Below are 18,504 nucleotides of genomic sequence, written 5' to 3' on the forward strand. Positions count from 1 at the left end.
TGGTTCAAGAAGTATGTATGGAGCATAGCGGACAATGTGAAGCGATATCAACATTGAAACAAAATGACGCTGATATTTTCAAACGTCTTCGCGAACTGGAAATGGCGGTATGGAAGGCGGCTGGAGCAAGCGGAGTCATTACGGCCGTATTGGTCGTTCTCTTAGAGAAGGTGATCAAGTAGTATGTTGGAACAATTTAAAAGATTTTTAGTCAGCTTGCTCTATGAAAATGGGGTGGCCAGCCGTACAGGTTTGGCCGCCTTATTGCTTATCCTGCTGCCCATGATCATACTGCTGGCATTGACGGTTTGCATGGCAGTTACTGAACATGATTTTCCCCGATATGACAGCTATATCGGGGCAGTGGAATGGCTTGTTACTGTGGGTGTTGGGTTATTGGGCTACAACAAAACAATTACATTGAAGAATGGGGGTACTGACAAGTGACTAATGAAGAATTAGGCAAAGAAATCGCGTTAGGAATTATCAATACCGGTGTTGAAGGCGGCTTTGATGCTGTATCATGCAGCACTGCAGGAGATTATCCCAGCATTGGCTGCAGTCAATGGGAAGGACTGAATGGACGAGGAGATGCGTTATTGAACAGCATTCCTGGCGGCGATTATTTTGCAGACCGAACCTACAGCGATATTCAAAATAACGGAGAACTTGAAGCATTACGGCAGCTTCTTGGATCAGAGGAAGGACAGGCTGTGCAGATTCAAATTCTATCCCAAAACTGCACCGAAATGTATGTGAATGAACTGCTGCAGGTTCCAAGCATGGATGATAGTCGGTGCTTCATCTATGCCGGCATTTGGTGCCCGACTTCGCATAGCGTTGTCCGACGGTTTTTGCAAAATCGGTGGAATCGGTACAATTTGCGGAGCTTGGAGACTATGCGAGATATCTTCAGGGACTTGTATTATGTGGCGGCCAGTGTAGGGGAAGAGTATGCGGTAGGTTATGCCAATCGGGCAGAAAATACCTTTCAATATGTGGCAAGCTTAAATTTGTCGGCTTACGGCGTAGCTGAATACGGGCAAGGGCCGTTTGGCCGGTAGGGGATTGCCCGCTTATTTTATTTATCAAAAAGGAGAGGATTCATAATGAATGCAAACGACTTGAAAAACAAAATCAATGAAACCGGAGCCAAATTCGATGATAAAGTGCAGGAAACCGGGAAGTTTCTTGGCCTACCGACATGGGCCGTATGGTTGATTGTTACACTGGCAGTTGTCGGTGCTGTTACGGTTGTTGTTGGGGTGATCTGATGGACTGGGTATACAAAAACAGGCGGGTGCTGTTGTGGGCACTCGCCTTACTTATTATCGCCGCCCTGGCCTGGTTTGTATGGGAGAAACTGCACCCGGCTCAGCCAGTGACAGGCGAATCCCAGCACCAGGCCGAAACTACCGAAGGCGTTGCCCTGGCTGCAAAAAATGCTCATATAACCTTGTTGGAATCACAGCTTACCGAGGCCGCTAAACAGATTGCGGAGTTAAAGAATAAGCCACCGGTTACTGTTGTTCAGACAGTACCGGTGGAAGTTGTGAAAACGGTTGAGGTTGAGCGGCAGAAGTCAGGTGCAGATTTTGCGATTGTAACGGAACCGAAGAATCCCGACAAACAGGTAGATCTGAAACAGGTTGCGGAGCTGTCGGCAGATACCGCGGTGACATTGAATCAGTACAATGTATACGCATATCGGAAGGTAATCCGGGGCGTAAATATTTACCCGGACTGGGCCGAATCGGTCAAAAATGCCGGGCCCCGAATTCGGGAGGTTAGTTTTGATGTTAGCCAGCGTATTACGAAAGATGGAAAGTACCTGGGCGTGGTTGGTGGGTATAATTTCAAGCACGAAGAAGTAAGGATTGGTTTGAGGTATTCGTTTTAGCATTACCTTTTCCTCGGTGTAGGGGTTTGTTTCCTTTGATAGGTTGCGTATTGGAGGACGTATATAAATAAAAGATGTATAAAAGAATTTGATATTACCAATAATGTGTTATAATTAAAATATATTTAAAATATATAATAAGGGAAGAGTGATATCGGACGATTAACTCTTCGTATGGTAGCGGAAATGTGCCGATGCACATGGGTATGGAATAGAACGGCTGACATGCAATCCCGCTTACGAGCTCAGCTTCAATCTTACTGTCGTAAGCCAAGCTACCGAAAAAAGCACCTCGGTTTTCGGGGTGCTTTTTTCGGTATTTATAAGCCTCATTTTTACATATTATTGCATTCGGTTAAGAGATCTTTAAGTTTACGCATATTAACGTGCTCCCAATCCCAAGCGTTAGCTTTGGCAGCTTCTCCGATCTTCATTCCAACGTAATCCTTTTTGATGGATAGATAAGCATGAAGTTTAGATTTATGAATATGAGTGAGCTTACATCCACATTTTTGGGCTTCTTCCAAGAAAGTTTCTACACAATTAATGGTCGCTTCTGGCTCTTTGGTTATCGACATACAAAGATCTTCCAGCGTACCATTTTTATATGTACGTTCATCACCGTCCACGTTTTCGCCAGGTAAAATAGCAAGTGCGATCTTAGGATTTCTCGTTGTAAATTTATACGGGTATGATGGTGACTCTAAAGAGACCTGGCTAAGTGATTTCTGCACACTTTTAATAGCCGCTGATGCGTCAGTCTCTGCATCGCGAATAACAACGATGCTTTTAATTTTGTTATAATCTGGCCGCAAACTAAATATTTCAAGATATGTAGCTAATTGATTTATTCCACCGAAATCAAATACTTGGATATTTTCTAGTTGATAAGTGCGGCAAGCCCAGATACAAAACCACATTATATCAATGCCTTCTGCTAATATTGCATTTTCTTTAAGTATTTTTTCTTGCCTCATTTATCTTACCTCCATGTTGGAGGATAGTGCAACGTCTAGAAGTTTATTGGTGAAAATTTTAGGGATAATGTTATCGTTGTTTCTATCTAACCTAATATATGTAAATTCATTCGATGCATTTACATTATTGACGCCCTCATGTGCAGATTGTAAACATTCATAACTATGCGTAGTAGCAATAACTTGGCAATCAAAATCTTGAGCTGCTTTTACTATTCCTTTCCATATGGCGGGCATAGCTGAATAATGGATACCGTTTTCTACCTCATCTATTAAAACGATTCCACCAGGAGAGTCGGCAATTGCAAGGATTATAGAAAGTAGTCGCGAAATACCATCTCCCATTAATTTTATTGGTATTTTACGAGAAAAACCAATATCGGCATGGATATATGATACGCCATTAACTAAAATAGGTGAAAGATTCTTAATCCTTGGTTCAACTTCCTTGAGGAAATCAACTATTAAATCAGTTTTATTTATTATATCAAGATTTCCGAATCGCATTGCATCTTCGTTGGGATTTGTTTGCATGCGAGCAGGTAAAAATGTTGCTTTTGGGAGTTTTTTGGATGTGGCTTTTTTAACATCTAGATTTACAACACCTTGGTCAAGTGTCATATATGAAAGCTGCTCTTCATTTCCTTTTTTATATTTTATCTCCAAAGCGAGAGTGGATAATGTTTTGCTTTCTGTTTTTACGACTTCTTGTTGTGCAGGAGTGTGAGTAATGGTGCGTTCATAATCTGATACAATTTTTAACGATAGATGTTCAGGTGATTCTCTCTTTATATTAATGTTAATTGGCGAGTTCATATTAAACTCATTAAATAGCGATGTCCAAAGTGCATCTGAAGCTAAATTTAACGTTACAATTCCCCTAAAATTAGATTGCTGCAAAAACATAGCAGGATTTAATCGGTCATGAAATAAAAACAAAGCTTCCAGTATTGAGGTTTTTCCTACATTATTGTAACCACCTAGAAGGGTAATTCTTGATAAAGAGGGTATTTGGAGATTATTAAATCCTTTAAAATTAGTGATAGTAAGTGATTTTATCACGTAGTTGCCTCCTCAATAATTTATTAGAGGAAAATATAGCATTATATTTTAAAATTATACATCTTTTTATAAAATATCACAAATAAATCCTTTAAATGGTTATTATATTTATAATAAGGGTTACAGGTTTAAGTCCTATCCCCGCAACAAAGAAATTAGGCCGCATCCTCCGGAGTGCGGCTTTATCAAAAAGTATTTCCCCTATCTCGGTTTTGGCCGGGGTAGGGGCTTTTTGTTTTACTTGCGATTTTTCTAAAAAAGTGTCACTTTGCTTTCATTGCATACTCTGGGACGGTTTTTATAATATGGAAGGCTCTTAAGACAAAATAGTGTTTAAAGTCAACCATTAAGTAGTCGAATGTTTGTTCGAAATATTTTTTAAAAGATGACAGGAAAATTTCAATTTATGTCGAATATTTCCACAAAAAGAGGGGCTAGCCGTGCCCAAAACATACTAGCATATGCAGCTTGTTTACTCTGCTGCCGTCATAGGGTGGGAAAAAGTCCTGCCTTTTGCTTTAGCTAGGGGGATATAAGGCATAACCAATTGGAGGTGTGCTTGTGAGTTTTACTTATATAGATTTATTTGCGGGCATTGGCGGATTTCATCAGGCGGCTGACTCTCTGGGGGGCATATGTCTATTTGCGAGTGAAATAGATACTGAAGCCAAGCGCGCTTATTCCGCTAATTATGGACTTGCGCCACATGGCGATATTACGAAAATCTCCGTTTCTAGCATACCTACCCATGACGTGCTTTTTGCGGGTTTCCCATGTCAGCCTTTCAGTATAATCGGAAATCGGTTAGGTTTTGACGATATCCGCGGGACATTGTTTTTTGAAATTGCAAGGATTCTGGAAGCAAAACGACCTCGCTTGTTCATTTTAGAAAATGTAAAACAGTTGAGCCGTCACAATAAAGGGAAGACATTACAAACGATACTCATTACGTTGGAAAATCTCGGATATAAAGTTTATTGGAATATACTTAACGCTTTGGACTTTGGCTTGCCGCAAAAGCGTGAAAGGACAATTATAGTAGGTTTTTGGAATCATGACGTCTGTTTTTCGTTTCCAACCACTAAAATAAAAGGAAAACTGGAAGACATTTTAGAGCCAGACGACGCTGTTGACGAAAAATTCTTTGCAAGTGAGAGAATCATAAATAAGCGATTGGCGCAACACAATAGCGAGTATTATCCAAGTATATGGCACGAGAATAAAAGCGGAAACATATCAAGCTATCCTTACTCCTGCGCCCTACGCGCAGGAGCTTCATATAATTATCTACTAGTAAATGGACGCCGCAGATTAACGCCAAGGGAAATGCTAAGACTGCAAGGGTTTCCGGATACATTTCAAATTGTGTGTAATGATAGCCAAACGCGCAAACAGGCGGGGAACGCAGTCCCTGTCAATGTTATTAAAGCAGTATTAAAGGAGGCCCTTCATGCAGAGACCGAGGCTAAGAGACAACAAAGGGAAAGAGCCGTTTGAGCTTTATCCTTTAGGTCAAATTCCCGATAATATTATCTACGAAATCGGGAAATGGATGACGTACCATTTCGCAGTCGGCAAATCGGATATTACCGGAGAAGATTGGGGCGATATTTTTGCTAAATCCATAGGCGGCGAACACCTGGGTAAGCCTCTCGGTCTTGCTGATGTCGTTTTTGAAGGCATGGCTTGGTCAGTTAAGTCTATTAAACAACCCAATCCTCATAAGGCGACAAATATTAGAGTAATTTCAGGGCGCTGTTCTCCCGATTATTCTTATGGCATTATGAATCCCCACGAAGATGTTGAAGGAACAGGCACAGCGGTTCTTGCCATCTATAATGAGAGAATCAATATTGCCAAGGAGACTTTCGAGCCATTAAGGACAAGCATTCTTGTTCGCAACTTTAATAGTATGGAATTTTTATTGTTCGAACATGAAACTGCGCGATACAATACTAAAGACTTCATATGGCGTGCAAAGGAGAATGGCAATATTGAAGGATTCGATTTACTGTCAAATAAACATAAATTCACGTGGCAACCACATGGTTCACAATTTACAATCCTATATGAAATCCCACCGTCCGCACGTAGGTTTAAAATTAGGCGACCGCCAGTTCTAGATTTTGAGGAAACGATGGCGCAAATTGGATTTGACTCAAGTTGGGTAACTATATTGTGAATTGATATGGCTGATACATTTGATAAACAAAAGCGTAGTAGTATCATGTCAAAAGTTCACAGCAAGGATACAAAGCCTGAATTGATAGTCAGAAAACTACTTTATAGCATGGGATATCGTTTTAGGTTGCATCGAACGGATTTACCTGGTAAGCCCGATATTGTCTTGCCTAAATATCATACGGTAATTTTCGTTCATGGTTGCTTTTGGCATGGATGCCCAAGCTGCTCGCATGGGGAAAAACGCCCTCAAAGTAATGTTGAATATTGGGACAAAAAAATAAACCGCAATATTGAACGAGATCAAAAAAACGCGTATCTTTTAGAAGGGCTAGGATGGAAAGTCTTAATTATCTGGGAATGTGAACTAAAGAAAAGGAATTTAGATGTACTAATGGAAAAGATTCTTTTGCATCTGCAATAATTTTATGCCGCTCATCCTTCACGATGGGCGGCTTTTTTCATTTTCAAAGAACAACCTATGTCAAGGGTCAGCCGGCCGGCCGGCCTCGTGGCGGGTTCCCGCGACTCCCCGGAGGGAGTTTCGGCCACTGCCCGGGTGGCCATCGTCAGGCGGGGTAACTATCGATAAAATCTATGGCCTCCCGCAAGCTGCAGGCGGTCCACTCAGCGGACCTAATGCTGGCCGGATACTGCATTTCCTTTGGCGTATAGCACTGGTAAATAACGTGTTCGGCACCATCTGCGCTCGTTTCAGTGCCTTGGCGTATAGTCCATCCTTTGTATTTTTGAATTTTACGCATTACTATCCATCCTTTCTGGCCGGGGTTGTGACCACTCTTAGCCGCATTCATGGCGTTAGCCCTGGCACTCTGCAATCATGGTGGTTAGCGCACGTATAAGTTCTTTTGCTTCGTCTGTAGTCAGTTCGACATGTGCAAGCATATGCCGAAGTTTACCACGTCCGCTCCTGGTTAACGGGGTACGTGTTCTAAGTTGGAGTGTAACAGGCCCTCCGCGGTTCTTATAAATTCTGACTGAGTTATTAACCTTTTCCCATGCAGGTTCAAATGCCTGAGTAATCATCCCGTCTCGATTTTCGATTTTTATCCTCCACGAATCTACTTTTAGTAACATTTCATCAGTTTTCATTTTTGACTCCTTTCTGCCCCGTCAGTCACAATATATTCTTCATAGTCGTTATTCATCATGTTTCTCCTCACGCGGTGGGCTTGTGACCCACCGCTTATTATTTGGCTGCTATTTTGCGTGATACGCTATTTCACCTTTTATCCATTTGCGGATATCGTTAATACGCTCAAGTACAAGATTAATCTTTACCTTACCAAGCGGGGTTGTACTTAGATACCTTAATACCTCTGCGTCACTTTCGTATTGTCCGAGTTTTTCAAGCTCTTCATCATAATTTGTTTTAAGCTCCAGGTTGTCAGCTAGTCTTTGCACTGCATTCGCAATGTTCTCTACCATCCCTTACCGCCTCCATTATTTTACGTTAGCAAAATTATTTTTATCTTTACTTATAATATACTGCAAACGCAAATAATTGTCAAGCGTATTTGTAAATATATTTATGTATAAACAAAAATATATTTACAAACGCGCAAAATAATGCTAATCTGTAAATGGAGGTGTTAATCTTGGCAATCAAATATTATAAGTTATTAGATATGCTGCAGCGGCAAGGGATATCTAAGGGGCAATTTGCTCAAATGGCCGGGTTATCCAGTGCAACAGTAGCCAAATTATCCAGCCATAGGCCTGTTAACATAGAAATCATTGACCGGGTTTGCAAGACGTTTAACTGCCAGCCTGGGGATATATTGGAATATGTGCCAGAAAAGAAAGAACCCCAGCAGTAGCCGGGGGGAGTGAAGGGGTTGATATGAATTGGTAAATAAAGAAGAGGTAATAAGTAAATTAAATAGAGCGTTTCCCGTATTACGTGATTTTGGTAAATATAAAGTAAAAAGGATAGGGTTATACGGCTCTGTTGCGCGGGGTGATAACGGGCCTGACTCTGATATTGACATTTTAGTGGAATTCTTTAATAAGGACGATACAACGGCCTTTCGTGGAACTGATGATGTGAAAAGAAGACTCGAACCGTTATTCAAGTCCGACATACTTCATGTGGAGCCCTACCCTATACCTGATTCGGACGATCCAAAAGAATTGATTTGGATTGAAGGATAAGTAGATTAACATGAAAAATCGGCACCGGTCGTACATGTTCGTACGGCGGTGCCGGGAGTCGGGTGGATAGGGGATATATGTTATTTTACTTGAATTTTCGCGCTGAAAAATTTAACGTATTGCCCATCAGCCACACTAACATATTTATCTCCTTGGAACAGGTCGTTAGAAATAATATCATCCATTAAATGGCTGCTTGTGGCACTTGTCTCTATATAACTATTTCCACCTTCAGAGATAACTTTGTATTCACCTGCCGGTAAATCGGTACCGACCTTATACATTCCTGACGGTAGGAACCCGTCTTTAATTTGCGCTTTTGGAGCATCCTTAAAAGCATACAGTTCACAATTTTGAGCCTTTATAAATTGGCCATCGCTAACAGTGATAATACTCCTGTTAATAAAAATATCGTTAGCTAAAATACTGTCAAGTGTACCTTTAGCATCTTTAGCTAATTCGATGTAAGCCTGGCCTTTGGCCATAGCCACGTATTCGCCGGCAGGGATGTCGGTACCGACCTTGTATTGACCGGATTTGTATGTTTTGACAACAGGCTTTTCGGGTGCTTTCTGCTGTGCCGGTTGTTGCTGGCTTGCCTGTTGGGTCTGCGGTGCTTTCTTCGTATCAGTCGTCATTCCGAAAGCAATGAAAGATAATACCATTAGGCTTAGGTATGTAACCAGTACCTGTTTTCTTCCACGTTTCTCGGGATCGCCCCAGCGGATTACCAAAGATGGTTTAATTAGCCCTACAATCAAACATGCGATTGAGACCAGGAATATAATTAGAAACAAGTTGTCCAAATTGATACGCCTCCTTAAATATGTATTACACATTACTACCACAAAATGACATTAAATTCCTGCAAACGACAAAAAATTATTCCCCGGCTATTTGCCGGGGATGTTGTATTTATATCGAAGGTATTCTTCGTAATGACGCAATTCCTGCAAGGCTTCTGGAGGTAGATCCGGTTTCTTAGTCTCAGAAAAAAAATCAGCCAATGTCATTCCTAGTCCAGCGCAAATTTTTTCTATAGTTCCTATTCGTGGGCTTTTATTCTTCTCATTAACAATATCTTGAAGTGTCGTTGATGAGTGCATTCCTGCCAAACGCGCTAATTTATTTGGTGTAATTTCATACTGATCACAAAGTTTAAGGATTATTTTTGCGATATTTATTTTTTCCATAATCTCCCCCGAAACTTAAAAACTAAGAAAATTATAGCAAAACACCGCAACATAATAATGTTGACATTATTACGTAATTACGTTATATTCTGTTCAAAGGGATATTTTGACAAAATATTTTATGTTTCGGCAGGATTTCCCTTTTTTATGTTAAATTAGTAATTAAGTTATCCTAGCTCCATGGAAGGACGACCAAAAGTGAAAGGATTCTATTTTGATACGTCTTAGATAAAAAAATTACCAGTCCCGAATCAGGGGACTGGTTTTTACGTTTCTGGAGTTTTCGACATTATATGACAAAAAAGTCGAAAACCATATAACCGTATTAATAATACATGAATGAATAAAAATTAACAATAGGAAAATTTTATTTTGACAAATAAAGTTAAAAGATGTAGTAGTAATAGAATGTTTTATACACGTATTTATTAGTGATTTTTGCCTATTAATCTGTATAGTCCAAATCGTATATAGTTAAATATACCGTAGAAAAATGTTAGGAATAAGCTAGATCGCTTTTTAGGTGTTGATTTTTGCCAACTAAATTTGATGTTTTTTAGTCTAAGATCTAACAATTCCGGAGCATTATATGCTCTTGCTATTTGAAGAACTTCTTCAACTGTTACCTCACGTTCCCCGTTTTCAATGCGTGCAAGAGTTCTTTCGCTAAAAGGTAATACCATAAGTGCTTCATTTCTAGTCAAGCCACGTTTAAGACGCACCAATTTATATATTGTGTCCTTCGACATACTATCACCTCATTTGGGGCGTGAGAGATATTATTTAATAGTGTAGCATGTGTACCGTATATTGACAATATTTGAATTGTCTGAAAAAGTATGCCAATGTTGGCATGTTATGATCTATAAGATATGTCATAATGAAACTAATATTAAATGAATCAAGGAGAGGTTAATAATGAAACAGAATTTGAAGAATATACTAACAGGTGGAACTATGCAGCCAGGGGATTTTGAATATGATTGGCAAGAGTTTGCGAATAATAGACAAAAGTTATTAAAAGAAAAAATACTTACAGATAAGTTATCAGGAGAATACATAAATTGTAGTATTGTTTTTAATGAAGTACTGGAACAAGTGGATAACAATGATTTAACGGATCTTATACGCAATGTTGCTATTACAAGAGAAAGTATAGCTAATTATATTCACTACAATCATGGTTTTTTGGATGGATTAAAATTAGCTTTGTCGTTACGATACTAAAAATAATCACACACTCAAGGCAGAAAAAATGGGAACAGTTTTGGGAACACTGTTCCCATTTTTTTAAACTCAAATCAATATTTTTTAGATAACTCACGTTGTAAAAACGTAGATTTTACGCGCTTTTAATCACTTTCGGTTCTTTACAATTACCATCCCAAACAGACTTCAAAACCGTTCGCGGGGCGCTAATCCGTCCTGGGTGGGTTCGATTCCTACACGCTCCCGCCAGAGGAATGATAAGGCTTCTGAGGTTTTTGCCCCAGAGGTCTTTTGTTATTGATGACGGATTGCGGAATGATTGACTAAAGACACGGTTGTCTCCTCGCTGTTTAGTTATTCAATAATAGCATATTATGTGCAAAGTAATAGAATGTAGATTTGTTTATAGCTCTGTATTTCTGTATTAAAGATAGTCTTGTACATAAAATGCAAAACATCGTTTATACTATAATTAATTATTACGCATTGCGTAATCTTAACATATATGTTAAGATTAGCACTGGGGGGGGGAAACTATGATAGATGAGGTGACACAATGCTGGCTTTTAATTCGGACGGATTACTACCACCAGGCGACTACCCCATGACGCTGGATGTGTTAAAGCAGTCTTTGTTGGTAGTTGGGCCACCAGATACTCCTAACTGGAATCGTAGGTGGCGCCATTTACTGGTATGTAATCTTGAAATCTTGTGTAAGCAGCTCTTTCATGTACAAGATCTTTATCCTGGGAAAATCAGTAATATTTATATTGATGGCTCATTTGTAGAAGATAAAGAAAATCCTAATGATATTGATGGCTATTTTGAATGTGATTACAAATTTTTTGCCACACGACAATTGCAGGATGAACTTAACCGGCTAGACCCGCATAAAACATGGACATGGAATAATGAGAGTCGCAGGTCGCATTATATTTCGACAAAAAAGCAACTTCCTAATTGAGTTACTTAGTATACATAAGACACTGATATTAAATTGAATAAAAATATGATTATGATAATAAAAAATTACTAAAGACGAAATATAAACTTGCCACATTCCCCCTTTGGCAAGTATAAAATATACAATAGAAAATAATTGAAAGGAGCATCTATATGATTCGCACAGAAAAAGAATATCAGGATGCTTTGCTCAAACTAAAAAAAGATCTTGAATATATTGAGATTCAGAAAAAGACATTAGAGCAAACAGATTTAAGTACAGAAGAAATCAATAGAGCTATGGAACCAGTTTGGAGTTTTCACTATCAATTACGTGAAGGGGTAGAATACTATGAGAGGATTAAACGTGGTGATTTTGAAGCTGTAATTAATCTAACTCAAATTGGTAGAGTTTTAATTGGTCTTAGAATATACCGAAATATGTCCCAAAAGACGTTAGCAGATTTATTAGGAGTTTCTGAAGCTCAAGTATCAAGGGATGAAAGAAATGAATATCATGGCATTACAATAGAGAAAGCGCAAAAAATTATAAATGTTTTGGGTGTGAACATTAAGTTGACTTTTGACATAACTACTCAGTCCCCTGATCCGAATTTGATAGCAAGTTAAAATTAAAAAGCTTTCTATAAGATTAATATTTGTGATGTTCTTAAATGAAATGATTTGCCTTCCTAAAAAAGGGTAAACATTCATTTGGCATGCTTGAGGCGATACAACGTATAAATTCTTCCATAATTGGTAATACTAATCATGTGTACACACAACAGATGACCGCAAAAGCGGAGTCTGCAAATTTCTCTTCTCCTTTTTTACGAACAAGACCACCAACGGCGCTGGTCTTGTTCGTTTTTTATGGGATTTGCTACTCCGCTCTACCTGCTCAATTATGCTTACCGCTATCCCTCCTGTAAAATTAGCGTTTATTCCCTTATTGGTTAGTTCGGATAGAATATGTTTAATCTGGCTTGGGACATACTAACCTCAGAGGTTGAAGGGAGTGAGTTACTTGGAAGTTACACAAGACATGGTTATTCAAGCAGTAAGAACACTGCATAATCTGATATATGAACAATGGAAAACACAGTTATTTCTATCTCCAAAATGGTTTGGAATCGTAGCTTTCATTATATTTTCATACATACTGTGCTTTCGGCTTTTGGACAAGACCCGATATACCCGTTTGTTTCTCTTTGGTTCATTGATTACCGTTTTTTACACAGTTTATGATATCATTGGCGTTAATTTTCTTTTGTGGCATTATACATTTCGTATTGTCCCAACGATGCCGAGTATAATGCTTGATAATCTAACTATTATTCCGCTGTATTCGATGCTTGTGTTTCAATATACAAAGACGTGGACGAGCTTTGCTGCATTTTACGCGGTACTGGCCGCGATGCTATCTTACGGGTTGCCTATGTTTGGTATCGTGAAAGTTATAAACTGGAGTATATTATATAATATTGTATTGGTAGTTTTCCTCGGCCTATTGGCAAGAGCTGTAGTTATTGGAATTGAGCGGCTTGAAGAAAAAGCAGGATCAGAATTATCTACGCCAGCGTCGACACACCTTACGCCTCAACCTGTGTTAAAGCATATGGAGCGTGAGTCGGAAGATAGGAATGAGCCGTAAGCATGGACCAAAAGCATACTCGCACAAAAAGACGGCGTTTCAGATTATATTGAAACGCCGCCCTCACATGTTGCTTATAGCTTCCATAGCGGTCAGAATCCGACAATTCGCAGCGGTTATTGCGTCCCGATCATCCGATTTACAGATCAGGATACGCTTCAGAAACCCGCGAAGACGTTTTTTTTTAAAAGATCAGGAAAGATCGAAGCGGTCAAGGTTCATAACCTTGTTCCACGCCGCTACAAAGTCATGCAGGAACTTGTCCTGAGAGTCCTGACAACCGTAGACTTCCGCGATGGCCCGGAGTTGGGAGTTCGAACCAAATATGAGGTCGACACGGCTGCCGGTCCACTTGAGTTCGCCTGTTGCGCGATCACGGCCCTCGAACACGTCGGCGTCTGAGGCCGCCTTCCACGTCGTGCTCATGTCGAGCAGGTTGACGAAAAAGTCATTGGTCAGCACGCCCGGCCGGTCGGTGAACACGCCGTGAGTGGTCTCGCCGAAGTTGATGTTGATCGCGCGCAGGCCGCCGATCAGCACCGTCAGCTCGGGCGCAGTGAGGGTCAACTGCTGGGCCCTGTCGATTAGAACCACCTCGGCAGGTACCGAAAGCCCGGCGTTCTCGTAATTCCGGAAGCCATCCGCGGCTGGCTCTAGATAGGAAAAGGATCTCACATCGGTCTGCGCCTGCGAAGCGTCGGTGCGGCCGGGTACGAACGGCACCGTCACGTCATAACCCGCAGTCTTGGCGGCCTGCTCGACGCCGGCATTTCCGGCCAGCACGATCAGGTCAGCCAAAGAGACTTTCTTGCCGCCGCTCGCGTTTTGATTGAACTCGAACTGGATGCCCTCCAGCACCTTGAGTACCTTGGCGAGTTGTTCCGGCTGGTTGACCTCCCAATCCTTCTGGGGTGAGAGACGGACGCGCGCACCGTTGGCGCCGCCGCGCTTGTCGCCGCCACGGAATGTGGAGGCAGAAGCCCAGGCGGTGGCGACCAGTTCCGACACCGTCAGAGCTGTGCTCAGCACCCTGGCTTTGAGCGCAGCGGCGTCAACGTTGTCAATCAGCGGATGATCGACAGCAGGCACCGGATCCTGCCAGATCAGTTCCTCCTTAGGCACTTCCGGGCCCAGATAGCGCGAGCGCGGGCCGAGGTCGCGGTGGGTCAGCTTGAACCAGGCGCGGGCAAACGCCTCGGCGAAGGCCTGCGGATTTTCCAGGTAGCGGCGCGAGATCTTCTCGTAGATCGGGTCGAAGCGTAGCGACAGGTCGGTGGTCAGCATGGTCGGCTTGCGCTTTTTCGACGGATCGAACGGGTCGGGGATGATGGCTTCGGCGTCCTTCGCTTCCCACTGGATGAGCCCGGCGGGGCTGCGGGTCTGCACCCATTCGTACTTGAACAGGTTCTCGAAGAAATGGTTGCTCCATTGCGCCGGTGTCTGGGTCCAGATAACTTCCAAACCGCTGCTGATGGCGTCCGCTCCGTGGCTCGTGCCATAGTCACTGATCCATCCGAGACCCTGCGACTCCAGTCCCGCAGCTTCAGGCTCGGGGCCCTTGTGGGATTCAGGAGCGGCGCCATGGGTCTTGCCGAAGGTGTGGCCGCCGCCGATCAGCGCGACGGTTTCCTCATCATTCATCGCCATACGCTTGAAGGTCTCTCGGATCAGCAGCGCGGCAGACGCCGGGTCGCCGTTGGAATTCGGTCCTTCCGGATTGACGTAGATCAGGCCCATCTCAGTGGCGCTGAGCGGCTCGGGAAAGTTGTCCAGCGGCCGGTGTGCCAACCAAGTGGTCTCGGCTCCCCAGTTTACATCCAGATCAGGCTCCCAGGTGTCCGCGCGGCCGGCGGCGAAGCCAAAGGTGCGGAAGCCCATGGTCTCCAACGCCACATTGCCGGCCAGAATCAACAGGTCGGCCCAGGAAATCTTCTGCCCGTATTTCTGTTTGATCGGCCACAGCAGGCGGCGCGACTTATCGATATTGACGTTGTCCGGCCAACTGTTGAGCGGAGCGAAACGCTGCTGGCCGCGACCGCCGCCACCGCGGCCGTCGCTCAGGCGGTAGGTGCCGGCGCTGTGCCAGGCCATGCGGATGAACTGCGGACCGTAGTGGCCGAAGTCGGCCGGCCACCAGTCCTGCGAATCGGTCATCAGCTTGCGCAGGTCGTTCTTCAGCGCTTCGTAGTCGAGCTTCTTGAACTCCTCGCGGTAATTGAACGACTTGCCCAACGGATTGGATTTGGACGAGTGCTGGCTCAGCAGGTCAAGGCGCAGCTGGTGCGGCCACCAGTCCTGGTTAGATGTTCCACCACCGGCTATCTGTTTGTTAGCTCTGCCCGTTATCGGACACTTGTTGTCGGTATCCATGAAATTCGCTCCTTTCGTCAAATGAATTTATTTACGTGATACTGTGAAATTGAAGTACTGCGCTGCGGTATCCAGCTAGCTATGCTGCTCCTTAAGGTATAATGCATGCGCTGACTGGTTATTACTGTCTACCCGGGCATCAGCCTCCTTCCTCTTCACTGTTCAGACACTGGGGGCATACGCCGCGGAAAAGAACATCTTTCTGAGTAATCTTGAACTTATCCAGCCCTTCCACCTCAACAGCGTCTACATCCACCGCGAAGTCGTATATCTTCCCGCAGGTTTCGCACTTAAAATGGCCGTGCCTAGTCATAATGATGTCATACCTCATCTCGTTTTCCTCGATATTGACGAGTTTAACCAGATTGGCATCGACGAACAGCTTTAAAGTGTTGTAAATTGTCATTTTGGACAGCGACGGAATTTCGGTGATCAGGTTGTTGTATATTTCGTCGACTGTCGGGTGACTCTGTGCGGTCATCAGATAGGCCAGCACTTTTATCCTGGGATAGGTGGGGCGGATATTACTGTGTTCAAGCACTTCCGCAATCCGGTTTGCCGACTGGCGCATGCTAACACCTTCTTTTAATCGAGTTAGCAAAATATATATTATTTGTTTATAATGATTATAAATTTATTGTAATTGCAAATTCTCCTTGGTGTCAATAGGGTTAGGCCGTAATTGTTGTTCCGTAATTAACATTTTTTAATATTTCTCCTCGGTTAAGAAATTTTCCTTCCGCGTATTGCCTATAAGGACGCATTGACGCTATTGTCAAGATGCAGGCAGTGAGAAAGATAAAATCGCTGCCGCTTTAGTCGTAACCAAACGAGCGGAAGACTATGGTGTAATGCCCATCAGGACGAAAGTGCCAATCATGCGAGTTCCCGCGTATGCCTTTTTATATTTGCTTGGACATGCTGAGAAGGCTGGGCATTTGGGGGTACAGCCATAGGTCGGTTTTCTGTATGTAGGAAGGATTTGTTTCTCTTTTTGCCGAATGTAAATATATATAAAGAAGGAGGGGATGAGTTATGTCTGACGGTTTGATTATTTGGGTGAATGGAGATATGAGCGAACAAATAATTGATTTTAATGGTCAATATGTCTTGGTTAGAATAAGCGATAAACAGAAAATACTACTTGGGAAAACACTGGAAGAAGCGGAAGAAAAATTAAAAGAAATGGGCAGGGATGATATCATAGCCCAGCTGAAGTAATAGCCCGAAACATTATTATCCCCGGCGGAAGACCGGGGATTTTTTTGTGCGGTTTTTTATTCACTTGTTTATGTCGTCGAATTATTTCTCCTATGAAAGATAGTTTCAGAGGGAAAGGGCGAAATCGGTTCATACTGTCCTTTTTAGTATCACCGATAAGTGCACACCCTTGGACGAATATCCCGGAAAGGGTGAATTAAGGGGTGGCATAGTAATTGCATTAGTTACGTACATAACCGTCAATTCATATTGACACGGCGTCGGATGGTAAAATTTTAAACCAATTCTAAATATAGGAGTTGATTTTATGTATTTAGATCCCAATTTCCGTTCATTTCACGCTGATTCAATTGAACAAGAACGAGTATTGGCCGGCTTGTCACCTGCAGATCGGACCACGTCTCCCAAAGAGTGCATAGCCATGGTGCTGGCAGGCGGCAAGGGGACCCGCCTGGCTGCGCTAACCACATTGCTTCCCAAGCCGGCCGTACCATTTGGCGGCAGGCACAGACTTATTGATTTTTCCTTAAGCAATTGTTACAACTCAGGCATTGATACGGTAGGCGTATTAACTTCCAATGTCTGCTTCGAACTGGACGACCATATTTGTTCAGCTGGCGGTAACGGACTGCAGCAGGCATCAGGGGCGGTGTATGCGCTTGCGCCGGCTCAATGCAAGAACAGACGGGATTCATATAAAGGGACAGCCAACGCCATATATGAAAATATTGCTTTCGTCGAGAAATTCGCTCCCGAATATGTAGTCATTTTGTCCGGTGACCATGTTTACAAAATGGACTATAACTTGCTGCTTAACTACCACAAAGAAAAAGGGGCTGACGTAACCATCTCAGTTATCGAAGTACCCTGGCCCGAGGCGCCGCGTTTCGGAATAATGAATACTCTTCCCGATGGAAAGATTGACGAGTTTGTTGAAAAACCTCCGCACCCCAAGAGCAATTTGGCTTCTATGGGCGTTTATGTATTCTCCTGGGCTAAATTAAGGGATTATTTGGAAGCTGACGAGGCCGATCCCGGCTCTAGCCATGATTTCGGGAAAAACATTATTCCTGCTATGCTGGACAAGGGAGAGAAGCTGTACGCTTACCGGTTCGACGGCTACTGGAAGGACGTTGGCACAGTGGAGAGCCTTTTCGAGGCGCATATGGATCTGTTAGCGAATCGGCCGGCGTTTGACCTGCAGGAAATGGATTGGCCCATATATTCCACTTCGCCGGCCAGGCTTTCCGATCTGAGAAAGACAATCGGCCGTTACGGGCATTCTCTGATCAGTGCGGATAGTTCGGTTTTGGGGGAAGTGGAAACTTCTGTCATATTTCACGGCACTTATATCGCGACAGGCGCTCAAGTCAAGAATTCAGTTATTATGCCTGGCGCGGTTATAGGTCCCGATGCTTATATCGAAAAGGCTATGATCGGACCCGGAGCCGTTGTCCGGAACGGTTGCGTCGTATGCGGCGGCGGTGATACGCCCGTTGCTGTCGTAGGTGAAAAAGCCGTTGCTTTTCCGGCAAAAAGAAGACTGATATTTGATAAATCTAAATCTGTCTGCGTTGGCGCCTGATAAAACGCAGTGAGGTGTCATTGTAACAGACAAAA

27 protein-coding genes are annotated in these 18,504 nt (G+C 42.9%); 16 read left to right on the top strand and 11 right to left on the bottom strand.

Annotated features, from left to right (window positions below; all coding sequences use genetic code 11):
* Positions 1–17 precede the first annotated feature (17 nt).
* From MAMMFC1_RS08545 to MAMMFC1_RS08560, 5 genes are read left to right on the top strand one after another with little or no spacing between them, the layout of a single operon-like run.
* Complete coding sequence (locus MAMMFC1_RS08545) at positions 18–182, top strand: hypothetical protein (RefSeq protein WP_158618707.1); 165 nt, start codon at positions 18–20, stop codon at positions 180–182.
* Between the two features lies 1 nt (position 183).
* Positions 184–447, top strand: coding sequence for a hypothetical protein (locus MAMMFC1_RS08550; protein WP_126308136.1), 264 nt, complete (start codon positions 184–186; stop codon positions 445–447).
* Positions 444–1,064 carry a hypothetical protein gene (locus MAMMFC1_RS08555; protein ID WP_126308137.1) on the top strand — a complete coding sequence of 207 codons (621 nt, stop codon included), beginning with the start codon at positions 444–446 and terminating at the stop codon, positions 1,062–1,064. The genes MAMMFC1_RS08550 and MAMMFC1_RS08555 overlap by 4 nt, the downstream gene beginning before the upstream one ends.
* A 45-nt stretch (positions 1,065–1,109) precedes the next feature.
* On the top strand, positions 1,110–1,274 hold the full coding sequence (locus MAMMFC1_RS21455; RefSeq protein WP_158618708.1) for a hypothetical protein: 165 nt from the start codon (positions 1,110–1,112) through the stop codon (positions 1,272–1,274).
* Positions 1,274–1,900, top strand: coding sequence for a hypothetical protein (locus MAMMFC1_RS08560; protein ID WP_126308138.1), 627 nt, complete (start codon positions 1,274–1,276; stop codon positions 1,898–1,900). The genes MAMMFC1_RS21455 and MAMMFC1_RS08560 overlap by 1 nt, the downstream gene beginning before the upstream one ends.
* 335 nt (positions 1,901–2,235) lie before the next feature.
* On the opposite strand, the gene MAMMFC1_RS08565 is transcribed toward MAMMFC1_RS08560, so the two are convergent.
* Together MAMMFC1_RS08565 and MAMMFC1_RS08570 are read right to left on the bottom strand one after the other, a co-directional pair.
* Positions 2,236–2,877, bottom strand: coding sequence for a DUF3226 domain-containing protein (locus MAMMFC1_RS08565; protein ID WP_126308139.1), 642 nt, complete (start codon positions 2,875–2,877; stop codon positions 2,236–2,238).
* Complete coding sequence (locus tag MAMMFC1_RS08570) at positions 2,878–3,939, bottom strand: AAA family ATPase (RefSeq protein ID WP_126308140.1); 1,062 nt, start codon at positions 3,937–3,939, stop codon at positions 2,878–2,880.
* Positions 3,940–4,500: 561 nt separating this feature from the next.
* On the opposite strand from MAMMFC1_RS08570, the gene MAMMFC1_RS08575 reads away from it, so the two are divergent.
* The 3 genes from MAMMFC1_RS08575 to MAMMFC1_RS08585 are packed head-to-tail and all read left to right on the top strand — an operon-like array spanning position 4,501 to position 6,544.
* Positions 4,501–5,436: a DNA cytosine methyltransferase gene (locus MAMMFC1_RS08575; RefSeq protein WP_126308141.1), complete on the top strand. Its 936-nt coding sequence runs from the start codon at positions 4,501–4,503 to the stop codon at positions 5,434–5,436.
* Positions 5,390–6,121: a hypothetical protein gene (locus tag MAMMFC1_RS08580; protein WP_126308142.1), complete on the top strand. Its 732-nt coding sequence runs from the start codon at positions 5,390–5,392 to the stop codon at positions 6,119–6,121. The genes MAMMFC1_RS08575 and MAMMFC1_RS08580 overlap by 47 nt, the downstream gene beginning before the upstream one ends.
* Before the next feature lie 6 nt (positions 6,122–6,127).
* On the top strand, positions 6,128–6,544 hold the full coding sequence (locus MAMMFC1_RS08585; RefSeq protein ID WP_126308143.1) for a very short patch repair endonuclease: 417 nt from the start codon (positions 6,128–6,130) through the stop codon (positions 6,542–6,544).
* An 11-nt stretch (positions 6,545–6,555) separates the two neighbouring features.
* Here MAMMFC1_RS08585 and MAMMFC1_RS22655 read toward each other — a convergent pair whose 3' ends face one another.
* The 4 genes from MAMMFC1_RS22655 to MAMMFC1_RS08600 form a co-directional block, all read right to left on the bottom strand.
* The gene (locus MAMMFC1_RS22655; RefSeq protein ID WP_269471873.1) at positions 6,556–6,687 is read right to left on the bottom strand and encodes a hypothetical protein; all 132 of its coding nucleotides are present in this window, start codon (positions 6,685–6,687) and stop codon (positions 6,556–6,558) included.
* Positions 6,688–6,689: 2 nt separating this feature from the next.
* On the bottom strand, positions 6,690–6,884 hold the full coding sequence (locus tag MAMMFC1_RS08590; protein ID WP_126308144.1) for a hypothetical protein: 195 nt from the start codon (positions 6,882–6,884) through the stop codon (positions 6,690–6,692).
* 55 nt (positions 6,885–6,939) lie between these two features.
* Entirely contained in the window at positions 6,940–7,233 is a 294-nt protein-coding gene (locus MAMMFC1_RS08595) for a hypothetical protein (RefSeq protein WP_126308145.1), read from the bottom strand.
* A gap of 108 nt (positions 7,234–7,341) precedes the next feature.
* The gene (locus tag MAMMFC1_RS08600) at positions 7,342–7,569 is read right to left on the bottom strand and encodes a hypothetical protein (RefSeq protein ID WP_126308146.1); all 228 of its coding nucleotides are present in this window, start codon (positions 7,567–7,569) and stop codon (positions 7,342–7,344) included.
* A gap of 170 nt (positions 7,570–7,739) precedes the next feature.
* On the opposite strand from MAMMFC1_RS08600, the gene MAMMFC1_RS08605 reads away from it, so the two are divergent.
* On the top strand, positions 7,740–7,961 hold the full coding sequence (locus MAMMFC1_RS08605; protein WP_126308147.1) for a helix-turn-helix domain-containing protein: 222 nt from the start codon (positions 7,740–7,742) through the stop codon (positions 7,959–7,961).
* Between the two features lie 28 nt (positions 7,962–7,989).
* Positions 7,990–8,295, top strand: a complete 306-nt coding sequence (locus MAMMFC1_RS08610; RefSeq protein ID WP_126308148.1) for a nucleotidyltransferase family protein — start codon at positions 7,990–7,992, stop codon at positions 8,293–8,295.
* Between the two features lie 80 nt (positions 8,296–8,375).
* Here the strand turns inward: MAMMFC1_RS08610 and MAMMFC1_RS08615 are convergent, their stop codons facing one another.
* The 3 genes from MAMMFC1_RS08615 to MAMMFC1_RS08625 all read right to left on the bottom strand — a co-directional run bounded on the left by MAMMFC1_RS08615 (position 8,376) and on the right by MAMMFC1_RS08625 (position 10,237).
* A complete protein-coding gene (locus MAMMFC1_RS08615; RefSeq protein ID WP_126308149.1) occupies positions 8,376–9,101 on the bottom strand; it encodes a hypothetical protein in 726 nt (241 codons plus the stop codon).
* An 87-nt stretch (positions 9,102–9,188) separates the two neighbouring features.
* Positions 9,189–9,488 carry a helix-turn-helix domain-containing protein gene (locus tag MAMMFC1_RS08620; RefSeq protein WP_126308150.1) on the bottom strand — a complete coding sequence of 100 codons (300 nt, stop codon included), beginning with the start codon at positions 9,486–9,488 and terminating at the stop codon, positions 9,189–9,191.
* A 428-nt stretch (positions 9,489–9,916) separates the two neighbouring features.
* On the bottom strand, positions 9,917–10,237 hold the full coding sequence (locus MAMMFC1_RS08625; RefSeq protein WP_126308151.1) for a helix-turn-helix domain-containing protein: 321 nt from the start codon (positions 10,235–10,237) through the stop codon (positions 9,917–9,919).
* A gap of 169 nt (positions 10,238–10,406) precedes the next feature.
* On the opposite strand from MAMMFC1_RS08625, the gene MAMMFC1_RS08630 reads away from it, so the two are divergent.
* The 4 genes from MAMMFC1_RS08630 (at position 10,407) to MAMMFC1_RS08645 (ending at position 13,293) form a co-directional block, all read left to right on the top strand.
* Positions 10,407–10,715 carry a hypothetical protein gene (locus tag MAMMFC1_RS08630; RefSeq protein ID WP_126308152.1) on the top strand — a complete coding sequence of 103 codons (309 nt, stop codon included), beginning with the start codon at positions 10,407–10,409 and terminating at the stop codon, positions 10,713–10,715.
* A gap of 538 nt (positions 10,716–11,253) precedes the next feature.
* Positions 11,254–11,661, top strand: coding sequence for a DUF6932 family protein (locus MAMMFC1_RS08635; RefSeq protein ID WP_126308153.1), 408 nt, complete (start codon positions 11,254–11,256; stop codon positions 11,659–11,661).
* 152 nt (positions 11,662–11,813) lie between these two features.
* Positions 11,814–12,269 (top strand): helix-turn-helix domain-containing protein, encoded by a 456-nt coding sequence (locus MAMMFC1_RS08640; protein WP_126308154.1) that lies wholly within the window; start codon positions 11,814–11,816, stop codon positions 12,267–12,269.
* A gap of 397 nt (positions 12,270–12,666) precedes the next feature.
* The gene (locus tag MAMMFC1_RS08645; RefSeq protein WP_126308155.1) at positions 12,667–13,293 is read left to right on the top strand and encodes a hypothetical protein; all 627 of its coding nucleotides are present in this window, start codon (positions 12,667–12,669) and stop codon (positions 13,291–13,293) included.
* 192 nt (positions 13,294–13,485) lie between these two features.
* On the opposite strand, the gene katG is transcribed toward MAMMFC1_RS08645, so the two are convergent.
* A complete protein-coding gene (gene katG / locus MAMMFC1_RS08650; RefSeq protein WP_126308156.1) occupies positions 13,486–15,663 on the bottom strand; it encodes a catalase/peroxidase HPI in 2,178 nt (725 codons plus the stop codon).
* Positions 15,664–15,802: 139 nt separating this feature from the next.
* Complete coding sequence (locus MAMMFC1_RS08655) at positions 15,803–16,234, bottom strand: Fur family transcriptional regulator (RefSeq protein ID WP_126308157.1); 432 nt, start codon at positions 16,232–16,234, stop codon at positions 15,803–15,805.
* A 464-nt stretch (positions 16,235–16,698) separates the two neighbouring features.
* Between MAMMFC1_RS08655 and MAMMFC1_RS08660 the strand changes: the two genes are divergently transcribed.
* Positions 16,699–16,884, top strand: a complete 186-nt coding sequence (locus MAMMFC1_RS08660) for a hypothetical protein (protein ID WP_126308158.1) — start codon at positions 16,699–16,701, stop codon at positions 16,882–16,884.
* A 307-nt stretch (positions 16,885–17,191) separates the two neighbouring features.
* The gene (locus MAMMFC1_RS08665) at positions 17,192–18,469 is read left to right on the top strand and encodes a glucose-1-phosphate adenylyltransferase (protein ID WP_126308159.1); all 1,278 of its coding nucleotides are present in this window, start codon (positions 17,192–17,194) and stop codon (positions 18,467–18,469) included.
* Positions 18,470–18,504 lie beyond the last annotated feature (35 nt).

It is taken from the genome of Methylomusa anaerophila (assembly GCF_003966895.1).
GTDB lineage: Bacteria > Bacillota > Negativicutes > Sporomusales > Sporomusaceae > Methylomusa > Methylomusa anaerophila.